14 protein-coding genes and 1 other annotated feature are annotated in these 16,237 nt (G+C 46.9%); all 14 genes read left to right on the top strand.

What is annotated here, in order from left to right; translation table 11 throughout:
* Positions 1 to 5: 5 nt before the first annotated feature.
* Positions 6 to 1,484, top strand: a complete 1,479-nt coding sequence (locus AC58QD_RS02850; RefSeq protein WP_497329777.1) for a ribonuclease H-like domain-containing protein — start codon at positions 6 to 8, stop codon at positions 1,482 to 1,484.
* Positions 1,485 to 1,536: 52 nt separating this feature from the next.
* Positions 1,537 to 2,334 (top strand): TIGR01457 family HAD-type hydrolase, encoded by a 798-nt coding sequence (locus AC58QD_RS02845; RefSeq protein WP_497329775.1) that lies wholly within the window; start codon positions 1,537 to 1,539, stop codon positions 2,332 to 2,334.
* Positions 2,335 to 2,412: 78 nt separating this feature from the next.
* Complete coding sequence (locus tag AC58QD_RS02840) at positions 2,413 to 3,222, top strand: Fpg/Nei family DNA glycosylase (RefSeq protein WP_497329773.1); 810 nt, start codon at positions 2,413 to 2,415, stop codon at positions 3,220 to 3,222.
* Between the two features lie 10 nt (positions 3,223 to 3,232).
* Positions 3,233 to 4,081, top strand: coding sequence for a deoxyribonuclease IV (locus AC58QD_RS02835; RefSeq protein WP_497329771.1), 849 nt, complete (start codon positions 3,233 to 3,235; stop codon positions 4,079 to 4,081).
* A gap of 33 nt (positions 4,082 to 4,114) precedes the next feature.
* Positions 4,115 to 4,486, top strand: coding sequence for a cyclic-phosphate processing receiver domain-containing protein (locus tag AC58QD_RS02830; protein ID WP_497329769.1), 372 nt, complete (start codon positions 4,115 to 4,117; stop codon positions 4,484 to 4,486).
* A gap of 77 nt (positions 4,487 to 4,563) precedes the next feature.
* A complete protein-coding gene (locus AC58QD_RS02825; RefSeq protein ID WP_497329767.1) occupies positions 4,564 to 5,334 on the top strand; it encodes an ABC transporter ATP-binding protein in 771 nt (256 codons plus the stop codon).
* A gap of 49 nt (positions 5,335 to 5,383) precedes the next feature.
* Positions 5,384 to 6,421, top strand: coding sequence for an SAM-dependent methyltransferase (locus tag AC58QD_RS02820; RefSeq protein WP_497329765.1), 1,038 nt, complete (start codon positions 5,384 to 5,386; stop codon positions 6,419 to 6,421).
* A gap of 32 nt (positions 6,422 to 6,453) precedes the next feature.
* Positions 6,454 to 6,722: a binding site (T-box leader), on the top strand.
* Positions 6,723 to 6,792: 70 nt separating this feature from the next.
* Complete coding sequence (gene ilvA, locus AC58QD_RS02815; RefSeq protein WP_497329763.1) at positions 6,793 to 7,776, top strand: threonine ammonia-lyase; 984 nt, start codon at positions 6,793 to 6,795, stop codon at positions 7,774 to 7,776.
* 17 nt (positions 7,777 to 7,793) lie between these two features.
* The gene (locus AC58QD_RS02810) at positions 7,794 to 8,753 is read left to right on the top strand and encodes a C40 family peptidase (protein ID WP_497329761.1); all 960 of its coding nucleotides are present in this window, start codon (positions 7,794 to 7,796) and stop codon (positions 8,751 to 8,753) included.
* Between the two features lie 288 nt (positions 8,754 to 9,041).
* Complete coding sequence (locus tag AC58QD_RS02805; protein WP_497329759.1) at positions 9,042 to 10,949, top strand: hypothetical protein; 1,908 nt, start codon at positions 9,042 to 9,044, stop codon at positions 10,947 to 10,949.
* 158 nt (positions 10,950 to 11,107) lie between these two features.
* A complete protein-coding gene (locus AC58QD_RS02800; RefSeq protein WP_497329757.1) occupies positions 11,108 to 12,829 on the top strand; it encodes a serine/threonine protein kinase in 1,722 nt (573 codons plus the stop codon).
* A 163-nt stretch (positions 12,830 to 12,992) separates the two neighbouring features.
* On the top strand, positions 12,993 to 14,147 hold the full coding sequence (locus AC58QD_RS02795; protein WP_497329755.1) for a nucleotide-binding protein: 1,155 nt from the start codon (positions 12,993 to 12,995) through the stop codon (positions 14,145 to 14,147).
* Between the two features lie 58 nt (positions 14,148 to 14,205).
* Positions 14,206 to 15,432, top strand: a complete 1,227-nt coding sequence (locus AC58QD_RS02790; RefSeq protein ID WP_497329753.1) for a TadA family conjugal transfer-associated ATPase — start codon at positions 14,206 to 14,208, stop codon at positions 15,430 to 15,432.
* A complete protein-coding gene (locus AC58QD_RS02785; protein ID WP_497329751.1) occupies positions 15,377 to 16,237 on the top strand; it encodes a type II secretion system F family protein in 861 nt (286 codons plus the stop codon). The genes AC58QD_RS02790 and AC58QD_RS02785 overlap by 56 nt, the downstream gene beginning before the upstream one ends.

The following is a 16,237-nucleotide window of genomic DNA, read 5'->3' as shown; positions in this document are numbered from 1 at the left end:
GTAGTATGAGCGGAATTAAGGAAAGATTGTCCCGATTGAAACGAAGCGGTTCCTCCAGTTCAGAGGAGACAAATGCCGATGCGAATGGTTCGATAATAACTGATATTCCAAGCTCTACTGTTGATCATTCATCACCTTCGCAACCAGATTTACATCCAGGCTGGGTCAAGCTTGGTGTGCACGTGATGCTCAATACACACGGATCGTTTCTAATTCGAGAAAGGCGCTTCACACAAGAGTATGCTCATGGATTACATCGAGTTGGGGAGCTGAGCGGTCAAATGAGCTTCTTCCGATCGATGAATGGAACTGGTTCTAGCAAATCAAACGGGACTGAGACGGAAGCCGTTCTTGAATCGGAGCAGTTATTATTTCTGGATACTGAAACAACTGGGCTTGGTCTCGGTGCAGGTAATGTTGCTTTTATGATTGGGATCGGGTATTACGAAGCGAATGAATTTGTTGTTCAACAGTTATTTATCCGCAATCCTGCTGAGGAGCTCGCCATGCTTGTGTATTTGCAGAATCTGATGGAGACCCGGAATCAGATGGTCACTTATAATGGCAAAAGTTTCGACTGGCCAATCATTAAGAATCGTTTTGTGATGAATCGCTTACGTCCTTCTGGGGATGAACCTCAGCACTTTGACTTGCTTTATCCATCACGCAGCTTATGGCGCCGTTCTCTTCCGTCTTGCCGATTAAGTATGGTAGAGAAAGCACGGCTTGGCCTCTCCCGAATCGACGACGTTCCTGGCTCATTGGCGCCAGAACTCTATTTTCTGTATTTGGCTGAAGGGAACCCGACTGTGTTGTCTGGAGTATTCGAGCATAACGAGAAGGATGTTCTTACACTGGCAGCATTATCGGTACATTTCTCTAAGCTGTTAGAAGGGATTATCCCACTGGAGGAGCTGGACGATGAAGAGCTCTACCGATTCGCAATATGGATGGACAAAATAGGGGAAGAGCATCGTGCTGACGAAGCCATTGGTATGCTCATAAGAAGACCAGCGGTTATGGACTCGGAGCATGCAGCATTATGTGCTGCATTCTACAAACGCCGCCATAGCTACGAATTAGCTGTGCCGATCTGGCGTCACTTGGCGTTACATCAGCAGGGCAGGAGCGGGTTATCCTCTATTGAGTCTTGTCTGGAGCTTGCCATGTATTATGAGCATCGTGAGAAGAATATCACCGAAGCGCTACGAATGGCCGAGCATGCTCAGAATCGCCTTCGCAATCGCATGGCGCTCACTCGGAATGACCAGAAGCACAGGGCAGAATTAGAGCAAATACAACTTCGGATTGCACGGCTTAGGAAGAAGTTAGTCAGAAGCGAAACAAACTCCCCCAATGCTAATCGATCACTTGCAATACAGTCTTCCGTGAGCTCCAAGTTTAGTTCTGAAGACAACACTTTTCGAAGAAAACGGAGAGTGAAAGGGAAGTCACCCTCCTATGCAATGGAATCTTTGTTATGATAGCAATGGATTATGAGAATGATTAGACGGAATAACTAGAGGGGAATATACTTTGACGAAACGACGCGGATTTTTGATTGATCTGGATGGGACGATGTACGCTGGGAGTCGCGAAATTCCTTATGCCAAGGAATTTATTGAGCACCTCAAGCAATCGAACATTCCGTTTTTATATGTAACGAACAACTCAACCAGGACCCCTTTGGCTGTAGCGGATCATTTGCAGCAAATGGGAATTAACGCTAAAGAGGAAGAAATCGTTACTTCTTCTCAAGCAGCGGCGCAATATGTAGCGGAGCTCGGAGGACAAGGAGCTCGCGTATTTGCAGTTGGCGAGGAAGGCTTGCGCATAGCTTTGATGGAAGCAGGTCTCCAACTTGTAGCGGAGCAGCCTGATTTTGTAGTTCAAGGCCTCGATCGCAACTTCAGCTATGAGAAGCTGAACAAGGCCGCAGCTTACATTCGCGCGGGAGCAGCATATTTGTTAACCAACCCGGATCAAGTGCTGCCGTATGACGATACCTTACTGCCTGGAGCGGGTTCTCTATCAGCATCCATCCAGATGGCATCGGGGGTTGAACCTGTAATCATCGGGAAGCCTAGTCATTTAATTGTTCAATATGCGCTTAAAAGACTCCCTCAGGCTGATGAAGTATGGGTTGTAGGGGATAATTTGCTTACGGATATCGGTGCTGGTCACGCTGCCGGACTCCGAACAGCGCTTGTTCTAACCGGTCTGGCTACTCCAGATAACGTCGAGGGACTTATTCAACAATATGGAATCGTTCCAGACCTAATCGCATCGCATTTGATGGAATTAATCCATACCATCGAACAGAGAATCGACTGAGAACCGTTTAAACCTCTATGGAAGCGGACATACAAGTAACGACCCATACGAGGATTAGATCGGAGGTAATGTCTTGTTATGCCAGAACTTCCTGAGATGGAGACTTACAAATATTTACTGAGCAGAGAGCTTATTGGTCGGAGAATAAACGAGGTAACGGTTCAGAGAGAGAAGTCTCTTAACGTTTCCGCAGCCGAATTCACGGAGTTGGTGCGTGATCGCATCGTAATATCGATTAGCAGGAGAGCCAAACATTTGCTGTTTCATCTTGACTCCGGGGATACGCTGCTTCTCCATCTGATGCTTGGAGGCTGGATGTTCTTCGGCACGGAGGCACAGAAGCCGGACAGGACTGCTCAAGTTGCACTATCCTTTGGGGACCAGCACCTTTATTTTATCGGACTGCGCCTCGGATATTTACACCTGTTGCATGAAGCAGAGCTTCGCGACCGACTCTCGTCCCTTGGTCCTGAACCATTAGCACCTGGGATGGAGGAAGCACAGTTTGTTTGTCTTTTGAAGAGTAAGAGAGGAATACTAAAGCCTACATTAGTGGATCAAAAAGTGTTAGCCGGCATCGGAAACTGTTACTCGGACGAGTTCTGTTTTCAAGCTGGCATTTTGCCGTTTCGTCGAATAAGTGATTTATCTTCAGAAGAGATGGTTAGATTATTTCACGGGATGCAATACATATTAAGGGATGCGATGAAGCTCGGGGGTTATATGGAAGATCCTCTGTTCGTGGGAGATACGCTTACGGGAGGGTATAACGATAACTGCAGAGTATACGATCGAGGTGGAGAGCCTTGCTCGCGCTGTGGGCAGGCGCTAGTACAGGAAGAACTGTCTTCACGCAAGGTGTTTTACTGTACTCAATGTCAGACTTAGGTGGTGCAAAATGTATTTTGGCAGTCATGTCAGTATTCGCGGCGGTTATTTGGAAGCAGCCAAGACGGCTATGCGCATAGGGGGTCAATCGTTCCAGTATTTCCCCAAAAATCCAAGAAGTCTGACTGTAAAATCATTTGACCGGCGTGATGCAGAAGCGTGTATGGTGTGGTGTCGGCAGCATGATGTTCTTTCCATTGCCCATACTCCTTACCCGACCAATCTTGCCGCTGAAGGGGACGAGAAACAAGAGATTGTTATTCGCTCCTTGCTTAACGATCTTGAGATAACAGAAGCATGCGGATCGGTTGGATTAGTGGTTCACTTTGGAGTTCATAAAGGGCCGGACCCGTTACAAGGTTATATTCGGATCGTCCACACGCTGAATGAAGTGCTTCGTCTGTGGAATGGAAACACACTCATTTTACTCGAGAACCAGGCAGGCGAGCATGCTAGAATGGGGATGACGATGGATGAATTGACTCAGATTCGCAGCCTTACTTCATCCCCGCACAAAATTGGATTTTGTCTGGATACATGTCATTTGTTTGCAAGCGGGATGTGGGACGGTCATAATTGGAAAGAGGTGGTCGCGAAGGGGAAGGATACACAATATTGGAATCATCTCCGAGCGGTTCATCTGAATGACTCTGTTTATCCAACCCGATCTTATCGTGATCGCCATGCGAATATAGGGCAAGGAGAGATCGGAGCGGCAGCACTGAAGCAGTTTTTGTCATCACCTGTTGTGCAGAACTTGCCGATTGTGCTCGAGACTCCATCTTCAGCGTCATTGTCACATGAACGTGAGTTGCAATTATTGAGGGAGTGGACTACAGGGGAAGCGGGAAAAAGATAAGGAAGCGATGGGCGCATGGATAGGGGGAGAACGATGGAATCGTCAATCAAGAAGCAATCGATAAATATTTATCTGGATGATCTCAGGCCTTGCCCGGTTGGATTTGTCCTGGCAAGAAGCGCTGAGGAATGCAAAGCCCTATTGCTGGAATTTGATGTGCAAATTCTTACTCTCGATTATGAGCTGGGATGGAATGCTCCTAACGGTCTGGATGTGGCCAAGTTTATTGCGATGAATCTAACGGAAGATACTTATCCGAGAGAGATCTACATGCACTCCTCAAGTCCTTCTGGAAGGGCTAGTATGTATCAGCTGTTATTTGCGCATAAACCGGAAAGTGTGAAATTGTACAACAGTCCTGTTCCGGAGGAAATTCTCCTAAGGATAGAGAAAGCCAAATTGTAGATGGAAAAGTAAGGACAATCAGGCTACAATAAATCTATTCTCTATGCCAAACAGTGAGCAGGAAGTGAAGGTGACGAATGAGTATTATTGAATTATCCGACATTTATTTTACCCGTGGAGAGCGGCGCATTTTGCAAGACGTTCAATTGAAAGTAAACAAAGGGGAGCATTGGGTTGTACTAGGAAAAAATGGATCGGGGAAAACGACGATTCTAGAAATGATCAACGGTTATTTGTTCCCATCAAGCGGTTCTGTAAAAGTGTTGGACAATCTGTACGGGACAGTTGACCTCCGTGAAGTTCGTAAGCACATCGGCTATATCAGCCAATCGTTACTTGAGAAGCTTACCCTTCGCGATCCAGTGTGGGAGGTCGTTGCAACGGGTGAATACGGATACTTACGGTTCTATGAACAAATATCCGGGCAGGTCGAAGATAAAGCAAGAGCTATGCTCGCAGATGTAAGACTATCACATGTTGCGGACCAACCGCTCGGGACCCTCTCGCAAGGAGAGCGTAAGAAAGTTATGCTGGCAAGATCGCTGATGACGGATCCGTCCATACTTATTCTGGATGAACCATGCTCGGGACTCGACTTATTCGAACGCGAGCAATTGCTGGAGAGTGTTAATGATTTGGGAAAACGCAATTTGACAATGGTATATGTGACCCATCACATCGAAGAGATCGTACCGGCATTTACGCATATTGCTCTGATCCAACAAGGGCATGTGTTGGCTCAAGGAGAGAAACATAAAGTATTAACGGCAGACTTGCTGCAAAATGCGTACGAGGTACCCGTTACCATTGAATGGGTGAAGGATAGACCTTGGATACGAGTTATTTAATGGTATATATTATTAATGCAGTTAATTAAGTATTAGGAGGACAAAGCAAGTGAATACCGCGAATACCACTGCAAGCTTTATAGGGACCGCTAATCGCGGCTTTGCTCTCTATGCGCAAGATGAGATTCGACGTTTCATCCAAGGGGCCAAATGTACGGAGCTTAGCGAGCAAGAGGTGTTTCTTTACCATGTTCCCTTATCCAAGCAGCAGGCAATTGCTAAGATTCATGAGAATCAGCCGATATTTCTTCGCCATATTCAGCCTGTTGACAGCAGTTGTTTCCTTACGACTGAAACTTCTGATATCGAGCTTTTGTCAGAGTACATAAGGACATCTGTCCCGTTTCAATCAGGCATTCAGATAGCTGTCCAAATTCGCAAACAGGATCGGTTGGAGCTTCCGTACTCACCTGTGGAACTCCGTGAATCGATCTCCAGCATGTTGGAATCACACTATCAGATTGAAACTGTACCGAGGAATTCGGACTTTATATTATCGGTTTATTTGACTGATGAGCAAGCGTATATCGGTTATTCCAAACCTGAGGATAATTTATCTGACTGGTCTGGAGGCGCAGTACGTTTCCAACGGGAACCGGATCAAATCTCAAGAGCCAAGTTCAAGCTGCTAGAAGCAGAGCATGCGTTTGGGCTGGATTATTCCGCTTTTTCTCAAGCCCTGGACATTGGAGCAGCACCTGGAGGATGGACCTCATTGCTGCTTGAACGAGGCCTGCATGTTACAGCAGTAGATCCAGGTCATATGCATCCAAGTCTGATCCATCATCCGAAACTGACCATACTTCGTGAGAATGCGGGGGACGTAACTTTTCCCGATCATTCCTTTGATCTGCTGGTTTGTGATATGAGCTGGAGCCCAAGGCAGATGGCTAAGCTTATGCTGCCCATGTTGGATGCTCTCCGTCCAGGAGGAACAGCAATCATTACGCTTAAGCTGCTGCACGGCAAACCTTTTCAGACTGTAAAAGACACCTCGAGAACATTAGCGCCTCAGCTAGAGCTAGTCCAAGCGAAGCAGCTGTTCCATAATCGGGACGAAGTCACTTTATTTTTACTAAAGCGTTGAAAACCAATTGTGTTTTTGTTATAGTCATTCTAACAAAGTCAATGAAGAGGAAAAGTAAATGCTCCTTCTGTTCCCAGAGAGTCGGCGGTCGCTGCAAGCCCGACGTTCAGAATGCATCGAATATCACCTCTGAGACGTAACCCGAATCTAGAGCAAAGTTCTGGATAGGCGATACCGGATTTCCACCGTTAAAGGGAACCGCATGTGATGGCATGTTGGATGAGCGCCGAATAGTTTCTGTTGGTTTAACAGTTGTTTATTCGGAATTAGGGTGGTATCGCGAGTAAACCTCGTCCCTTTTGGGGCAGGTTTTTTTTGTTTTTCTAGAACTTTAATAATAACGATGAGGTGGTTCAGTTGGGGATTACTCCGTGCAATACCAAAGCATTATGCGAGCAAAATACAAGCTGGAGGGGCATATTCACCGTACGCCGCTAACTCTCTCCAAGACGCTTAGTGAGATGACTGGCAGTAAGGTTTACTTGAAGCTTGAGAATCTTCAGAAGACAGGAGCATTCAAAGTCCGCGGTGCATGGAATCGCATTGCGAACTTGACATCTGACGAACGTCTTCGCGGAGTCATTACGGCATCGGCCGGTAATCATGCGCAGGGAGTAGCAATGGCTGCTGCGCAGGCTGGAATCACTTCCACCATCGTTATGCCAATGGGTGCGCAGGAAGCCAAGATCGCTGCCACTCAAAGCTACGGCTCTCACGTAATTCTGTATGGTCAGAATTATGATGAAGCCTATGAACACGCGTTGCATTTAGCTGAACGAAGCGGCGCTGTATTCGTGCACGCCTTCAACGATCCGCATGTCATCGCAGGTCAAGGGACAATCGGCATTGAAATTATGGATGAACTCCCTGCGGTCGATGCTATAATTGTCCCGGTAGGCGGGGGAGGACTGATTAGCGGTGTCGGCCTGGCAGTCAAATCCATCCGGACAGAAGTAGAAGTGATCGGAGTGCAGCCGGAGATGGCGGATTCCGGGTACCGTTCTTGGACTATGGGGCAGATGCAAGCTATAGATCAGCCCAAATCAATCGCGGACGGCTTGTCGGTAAAACGTCCCGGCGCGCTGCCGCTTGAATGGATGCATCAAGTGGTTGATCATTTCGTTACTGTCAGTGAGCAGCAGATTAGAGATGCCATGTTTCTCTTGTTGGAGCGTAATAAGCTCCTTGTGGAAGGCGCTGGTGCCGCTGCATTAGCCGCTCTATTGAAAAACAGCCTGCCTCTTCAAGGCAAGAACGTCGTTCTGGTCATTAGCGGAGGCAATGTGGATTTCTCCAAGCTAGCTGCTCTGTATACGAGCAGAGTCATGATTCCTCAAGAGACGCATAAGGTGTAGCGAGGAGGGGATTGTTCTTGTTACATGAAGTCAGGAAAGGATTTAAATGCGGCGAGACGGCCTATATCACGTCGGCCGTAGCTACTTTGTGGGTGCAGCCTGAGATGCACAGACCGCTAGATGGTCCAGCGCTGCAGCCGCTGAACGGTATTAGTGACTGGATTCAAGCTATGAGTATAAGCGATAAGTTATGGCTCGTAGGGAAGCTGGAAACCCAAGGTTTGTATGGACAGTCCGTTACGGTGTTGGAAGTGCAAGGGGATTGGGTGTATGTTGCGGTTCATGATCAACCAACCGTCAAACATTCAAGCGGATATCCTGGATGGTTACATCGACAGCAGCTAACAGCGGCAGCAGGCCAAGAGATTCAACAATTGCAAGACTGCCGAAGCGTTGTTGTAAACCAACCGACAGCCTGGTTATGGGATGACACGGGACTTGCCGCTCCATTTATGCAAATCAGCTTCAATACCCGCCTTATAGCGATACAAAATAATGATGCGGCTTCCGATGTCTTACAAGTACAAACACTTTGTCATGGAACCAAATACATCCGAGTGACAGATCTCAATTTGCAAGCCGCACACTACTTGGACGGAAGTACTCTTGTTGAGAAAGCTAAACAATTTATCGGGTTACCCTATTTATGGTCAGGCGTGTCCGGCTTTGGTTATGATTGTTCAGGCTTCATGCATGCTCTCTACAACCATTATGGGATCATGATCCCAAGAGATGCTTCAGAGCAAGCCAAGGTCGGTATCACAGTCCATGAACAGCGAGATCTGCAATCGGGAGATTTGCTCTTTTTTGCCTACGAAGGCGGACGCGGCCGTGTCCATCACGTAGGCATGTACGCAGGAGAGGGGAGGATGATTCATTCTCCCAACACGGGCCGTTCTATCGAGATCATCCCGTTAGACACACCTCGGTATGCTGAGGAGTATGCGGGTGCTCGAAGATTCATAATGGTTCAGTGACGATTGCCGATCACTTCTAAGACTTTGCGCAAAGAACTCGCGCAAAGTCTGTTTGGCATGGAGTTGGAATTTGTCCGAAAGGTATGTAAAACTCATAAAAAAGTCATGAAACTACCAAAAACTGTAATGAGTTTCTCTATTTGAAAAGAAATGGGAGCGGTATAATGAATACGCTTCACAGAAAATATCATCAAGCATCGGTAACGAGAGGAGGAAGAAGTAGCTCAATAACTGTGCCGGTCGGATTCAGACAACAGGAGCGACTATCAATAACTGGAGGGATAAATAATGAACAGAAAAAAACGAATCACGTTCTCTATCATAACGACATTTCTACTGCTTATGTCAGTTATGCCAAGTTTTGCAATTGCATACTCACCCGGTGAAGAAGTACGTATCAATTTTTCTGGATCGTATTTACCCTTTAACACGTCGGACGTTGCTTTTACTCAAACAGGCGGACAGGTGCTTGTCTCAAACGCGCCCGAAACGATTCATGAGAACGGTTCGTTAAGAGCAGACGGAAGTGAAATAACGGGTCAATACAATGCCACATTGTATCGCGATACGGTATCAGGGCCGTTCCGATTCTGGGCCTCTCACTACAATAATACGACACACCCCTTAACCTTTTGGTTATATGTTAAGAACACTTCTGGTAAAACGGTGAATCTATATAAAACGATTGAAGCGTATGAAGATGCTTACGTTACTGTTGCGGCAAGCGAAGTTACGAAGCAGTTTATGGATGCTGCGCCGAATCCCACGCTGCTTGCCACGCTGCCAGCTGATGGAGCTTATTATTTCGCTTTCTCCGACGAAGATCACGTTGCGCTTAATGAAGCGATGGTATATTTCGCAGAGTTTTCGGCGGTAGCGGCAAATGACGGTTCCAATGCGAACGTACTTGTGTCCCATGTGGTGACTGACAATACGATTAACGACCCTACGCCTTATGCCACCACCGATACGATAGCCCGCACGAACGCAACTGCTGCGAAGTCCGACGATTATCGCGGATTGTTAGATCATTGGGGAAGAGAGGGGATAATCAACATCACGTTAACGGATCAAAATCCTTCTTCGGGTATTCGACTGGCTGACCTTGGTTACAACGGGGAGCAGGAAAAGCTGATGACCCGGTGGGATGTGTCAGGCAACGCGGTGGAGCAGCGGGAAGTCCGCTTCATTACGCCGACCTTGAACAAGCTAAGATTGGCTTATTGGTATACCGATTACAACATCGACGTGAACATAACGAACCAGACCCGATATCCATCTGTACATACACTGTACGGAAGCAACAGCTCGAATCCCGGCTTTGTCAACTATCAGTTGAACGGAGGTCCAGCGCTCAATTATCATTTCAGTCGAAATACGGTCGTACCGGTAACGATAAGTAACCACTATAATATCAGAACTTTGGTCATGCCGTCGGCTTCATTGCCATTCGGGTTGTATTTTGCGGCAGGCAACCAAACATCCATTCCGAATGAACTGCCCGTAGTGAAGGCTGAAACAACGCTAATGCAGGCGCATGTCGATCAAGCACGGACACTCGTGGCCGCATTGCCGAACGGGGCGGAAAAAACGTCTCTATCGCAAAGGCTTGATGTTGTGCAGCAGCTCATCATTGCGACAAACCAGGTGATTGCAGCGGAAACAGCGCTCTCCGGATTCGAACAGGAGCTGCAAGCGAGCGACTTATCGGTTCCTGACTCTAATAAGAGGGAAGCTGAGCTCGAGCGATTACAAACGGCCTTGCAGCCGGTAAAGGATGAACTTGCGAAGGCAAACACTCTCATTGCTGCTCTACCCGCGTCGGATCAACCCATAGATGAACAGCATATCACCAACTTGAATAAACGGTCGGCTACTGCAGAAGGATATATTAATTCGATCGAAACGATTATAGAAGAAGCTCACAAACCGATGGGACAAGGCAACGGCAATGAGGAATTCCGAATTCAAGTAACCCTTGGCAGCACAGTTAGCATGTTGGAGGAGTTCGAGGATTCGATTGTAGATCAATTGCTTACAAGCGAGGGGATGAAGTGGCTATCCTTCGATCGATCGAAGGCAGAGATCGACTCGAACGGAGCTATGACGGCAGTTAAGAACGGTGTTATCAAAGTGATCGGATATAATGCTCAAGGTATTGTTACCTTAATTGCAGTGATCAATAATAATTCCTAAATCCTAATACAGATTCAATTTACTATTGTCGTAATAGGGAAAAAGTGGTAGTTTAAAAGGGACTGCAGCCGCAGTCCTTTTTCTTTATCAAAAAATGTGCAAGGAGGGAACTAATAATCCATACCGTAGGTTATGAAACAAACGTTTCTTCGCTTTTATTGGGAGGCAGATACAAATTACTGCACCCGATAGGTCATGGCGGGATGAGCACTGTTTTTCTCGCAGAAGACCTCAAGCTTCCAGGCAAAACATGGGCAGTGAAGCAGTATAAAAGATTTGGTGCGGAATATGCCATCCCCCAAGAGGAAGTATCCGTGCTGCTTCACCTGAATCATCCTTATTTACCCCATATTGTTGATTATTTCCCTCCCGATGTAAGCGGTGCTGCTGACCGTGTAGGTTCCGATTTCGGCTACTTGGTTATGGAGTTCATAGATGGGGTTACGTTGGAGGAGTGGTTGGAACCGTATAAGCTCGGATTGCAACCCCCATTGGACAAGACGTTAGAAATGGGTCTGCAGATACTCGAGCTTTTGCAGTATTTGCACAGTTTCTCTCCAGCTCCGATTATTTTTAGAGATTTAAAGCCATCGAATTTGATGTTGGATAAACAAGGTAAATTACGTTTGATTGACTTTGGAATTGCGAGAATATACAAACCAGGTCAGGCAGCGGATACAGTTCCGTTAGGTACAGTAGCATTTGCAGCACCGGAACAGTTGAACCGCTTGCAGACAGATCAGAGATCGGACCTATACTCCCTTGGGGCGTTAATGTACTATTTGTTAAGCGGTGGGCGTTACTATACATCAACTCAGAAACCCATTCATCGGCACAGGGAGGGGCTTCATGCTCTAGTATCAGAAACGATTCACCGAATGCTTGAAAGTGATCCCGAGGATCGATTTCAGACAGCGTCAGAAGCTAGAAATTTTCTTCAACAGGCTTACAACGCCATCTCCACAGATCCCGCCTCAAACGGGGCTATCACCAGCACTCAATCCTCAACCAAGCACAAGTCTTCGAGTGTGATGCATCGAATCCTCTCAAGTATTTTCGTTCCATTCAGCAGAACCAACCTATCAGCAGAACAGAGCAACCCAAGGAAGATTATAGTTATTGGCGCCTTATACGCGGGGGCAGGAGCTACTTTTACTACAATCTCTTTAGCATGTGCATTTGGTAAAATGCGGATACCCGTATTGGCAATAGAGGCTGCAGTCAAGGAACCGGAGCTTGCAGCACTCATCCAATTTCCACCCCATAGCTTGTTGCCGACGGATCCCATTCACAGTTACTATGATGATGAGCTTACTTCGCACCAGGATATGATCGCCTCCAACCGGAAGCTAGGATTTGTCAAGGATTCCATCCGATGGCTAGCATTGAATCCTTCCCCCTTCAAGAGGCATGCTGGCGGATCATCAGCTGCTCTTCCTTTTGATCATGATCGAATCAGTGAAATCTTAAAGCGTACGACGGAGCCCATTGTGCTGCTGGATGTGGGGGATAGCTGGAAGGATGACGGGGTGCAGCGTATATGTAAAGAGGCAGACGATATTCTCGTTGTAATCGATCCGTTCCCATCCAAATGGGACAATGACAGGACACGCAGCAAGCTGGAGTCACTTACGATGTTGACGGAAGAAGGTTGTTCCGTTAGCTGGATCATGAATAAGGATGCTGTACATGCAAGACGAAAAGAACGTATGGCCAGTGTGCCGTCGAAGCCTGTATGTGTGTTGCCTTATATTTCTGCAGAACAACGACTTCGTGCTCTGGACCAAGGGAAACTGGTTCAGGATATACCAAGTGTTCGCGATAAGCTTGCAGGCGCTTTGAATCCATTCATGAAGCATTTGCGAATAGTTGGAAAATAAAATAGAAAAACAGCTTGAAAAATGGAAAGGGCTTGGATATACTAAGGGTAACTTAGAAACATTTGGATGCGGAAGCACCGCGAACCACAGATTCATTCTGTGCGTTTGCGAGTGCTTTTTTTGTTGTATATTTTGGCAATCTGGAAGGAGGAGAACTACTCGTTTGATCATCAAATATGAAATTGTAATTGCTGATCCTGATCCAGACTATTTGCAATTGATTGCTGCCTATGTAAGACAGACGAGGTGGGCGGAGAGATTGAATGTTAAGTGGTTTAGTAAGCAGGAGTCATTAACAGCAGAGTGGCAAGGCGCGCCTAACAGAGCCCAGTTGTACATGGTGCATAGAGATTGGATTCCTGCTATTAAGGATCCAAGTTGGGTCATGTTAGATCCTGAAAGGGGGAATTCTTCCGAATGTGATGATCAGATTCAAGGTCAGAAGCGTTTGTTCAAATACCAGCCGATCGAACAATTGCTCACTTCAGCCATACAAGCAGCGGAACGTCAGAGCTTGGAATCTAATAATGGCGGAGAAGGCAGAACTCGTCTGGAACTCCCTGAGACAACGGTAATTTCCATATTATCGGCGGTGGGAGGAGCCGGAAAGACCACAGCAGCCCTTCACCTAGCGAGGGTACTCTCAGCTGAAGGGAAACGAAGTTTGTTAGTGAATTTGGAGTCGATCTGCTCACTACTGCCGACGGACCCCGAATATTCACGTTTGTTCGGCCAGTTTTTATACTTTAGCCGAGGGGGATCACACAAAGCGCAGCCGTTACTCTCTAAGCTCATTCGCCGACATCCGCGAAATCCAATCGATATACTTGGGGGCTCTGGAGCATTCCGGGAGATCGAAGAGATGACAGCTGCCGACATTCAATACTTAATTGAGCAAATCAAGGCGATGGGTGTATATAGTGTGGTAATACTCGATCTTGATTCAGGGATAAGTGCAATTGTTAGAGGAGCGATTACTGCTAGTGACAGACTAGTATGTATGATGACAGAAGATGCTTCCTCTGTTCGTAAGACGGCAGATTTTCTGAATGCTTGTCCGCTGTGGCTTGAGACCGAGTCGGAGCATATTCGAGATAGACTATGCCTGGTATATAACGGTTGGAAGGGTGACTCCGGATTAGATTCCCGTTCCCTTGGTTTGAAGGTTGCTGCCAAGCTTCCGTATATTCCACAGTGGAAATTATGTCCGGCCTGGGAGCATGATCAATTGAATCCTCTGTTCGAGCGACCAGTGTTTCAGTTAGCGGAAGCCCTTCAGCTGGGGAGGAAAGGACTGATGCACACTGCAACCGTATGAGGAACAGGCCGCAGCCATTCGTGAACAAATCAGGGAGCATCTGAACTGGAGTCATACGATGTCTGATACGGAGCTGCTGGAACATATTGAGTTAACGGCGTTCCGATACTTGGAAAACAACGATCTATTCCTCACAGCCATCGCCACCCAAAGCTTGATCAAGCGGATCTATTATTCCTTCCGAGGGATGGATGTTCTGCAGCCACTGCTAGAAGATCCGACTGTCACGGAAATTATGGTTAATTCTGAACAAGAAATATTTATGGAGCAAGAGGGGAGAATCATTCCTTTCACTGGGCATTTCGAATCCCGTGAGAAGCTCGAGGACTTGATTCAAGTGATCGTCGCCAAAGTGAACCGCGTTGTGAATGAGTCAACCCCGATTGTGGATGCAAGGCTGCCTGACGGTTCTCGTGTTCATATTGTTCTTCCCCCTGTGGCGTTGAAGGGACCGACGATTACAATACGGAAGTTTCCAGGCGAACCTTTGTTGATGAGAGACCTGATAGCCAAAGGTGCTATTAATCTCGAAGGGGCAGCGTTCCTCGAACAACTAGTAACCAATAAATGCAATATGTTCATTTGCGGGGGAACCGGCTCGGGAAAAACCACATTTCTTAACGCATTATGCCAATTTGTGCCGCAGGACGAGAGAATCATTACTATCGAGGATTCGGCTGAGCTGCAAATCCGATCGGTTCCGAACTGGGTGCGGCTTGAGACTCGGAATGCGAATACGGAGGGAAAAGGTCACATCTCAGTAAGAGAACTCATCCGTTGTTCCCTCAGAATGAGACCGAACCGAATTATTGTTGGAGAGGTCCGCGGAGCTGAGTCGTTGGACATGCTTCAGGCTATGAACACTGGACATGACGGCTCGCTCAGCACGGGGCACGCTAATTCGGTAGCCGATATGATCAGCAGATTGGAGACTATGGTACTTAGCGGTGCGGACCTTCCAATCCAAGTTGTGCGTAAACAGATTGCCTCTGGGATCGAGGTTATGGTTCATTTGGCCAGGTTTCCGGATGGCAGCCGCAAGGTGACCGAGATCATTGAGCTATCAGGGTGGGAGAACGGTGAGATTATGCTGAACCCTTTATACGTCTATAGGGACGAGGGGAGTTCTTCGGAAGGCAAGCAGTTGGGCAGATTAGTGTCAACGGGAAACACACGGAAACGACCTTATAAAGCAAATAACCATCGACTGGATACGGAGCAAAAATCGCATGAACAGCAAGGGGAGGGAGCTGAAGATCAAGCAAAGGATGAAAGAACGGGGTAAACAAAGTATATGGGAGAAGTTGGCTTTTCGAACTCCTTCTGGAGCGACTAGATCTGCGGATGGTCTTCAGAATTACCAAGAATATGACCTCACTAGAGGAGAATTAACCGGTTGTTTATCCCTATCATTCGCATTCTTATTTTTGACTGGAATATTGTTTTACGGGGCAGTCGAGTATGCTCTGCTAATTAGCTTAGCGGCAATATTCGTACCCAAATACCGCAAACGACAGCTGATATCTAGAAGAAGAGAGGAGTTGAAGCTGCAATTCAAGCAGGCTTTATACGCATTATCTACAGCGCTTGGAGCAGGGAAGTCGGTCGAAAGTGCATTTCGTGAATGCATCCCGGATCTTCAGTTGCTATATCCTGGCCATCACGCTGCGATTATTAAGGAATTAGAAGTTGTAAATCGGAGAGTAGCAATTGGTGAACCGATGGAAGCGGCATTGAGTGATTTTGGAATCCGTACGGGAATACCAGATATTATTCAGTTTGCGGAGGTGTTTGCTACATGCAGGCGTACGGGAGGAGATCTAGTTGACGTATTGCGGAAAACGTCCAATATGATTGGAGAAAAGCTGGAGATGGAACAAGATATTTCGGTCGTTATTGCTCAGAAACGATTCGAGGCTAAGGCTTTAAGCTTAATTCCTTTCTTGATCATTGCCTTCTTGGCTTGGAGTTCACCAGATTATATGGCACCTTTGTACGCCGGCTTTGGCAGGGTTGTCATGACAATAGCTTTGCTCGTCCTAGGAGCATGTTTCATTCTCTCACGTAAGATCATGGATATTCGAATTTAG

Source organism: Paenibacillus sp. J2R1T-4, from assembly GCF_059692235.1.
Note: the sequence above shows the minus strand (reverse complement) of the source record. Positions and strands in the feature narration are given on the sequence as shown.

Bases quoted from the DNA above. Each gene is read 5' to 3' on its own strand.
- AC58QD_RS02830 (WP_497329769.1), top strand. From the start codon at position 4,115: ATGGAATCGTCAATCAAGAAGCAATCGATAAATATTTATCTGGATGAT.
- AC58QD_RS02825 (WP_497329767.1), top strand. From the start codon at position 4,564: ATGAGTATTATTGAATTATCCGACATTTATTTTACCCGTGGAGAGCGG.
- AC58QD_RS02850 (WP_497329777.1), top strand. From the start codon at position 6: ATGAGCGGAATTAAGGAAAGATTGTCCCGATTGAAACGAAGCGGTTCC.
- AC58QD_RS02790 (WP_497329753.1), top strand. From the start codon at position 14,206: ATGTCTGATACGGAGCTGCTGGAACATATTGAGTTAACGGCGTTCCGA.
- AC58QD_RS02835 (WP_497329771.1), top strand. From the start codon at position 3,233: ATGTATTTTGGCAGTCATGTCAGTATTCGCGGCGGTTATTTGGAAGCA.
- AC58QD_RS02840 (WP_497329773.1), top strand. From the start codon at position 2,413: ATGCCAGAACTTCCTGAGATGGAGACTTACAAATATTTACTGAGCAGA.
- AC58QD_RS02805 (WP_497329759.1), top strand. From the start codon at position 9,042: ATGAACAGAAAAAAACGAATCACGTTCTCTATCATAACGACATTTCTA.
- AC58QD_RS02785 (WP_497329751.1), top strand. From the start codon at position 15,377: ATGAACAGCAAGGGGAGGGAGCTGAAGATCAAGCAAAGGATGAAAGAA.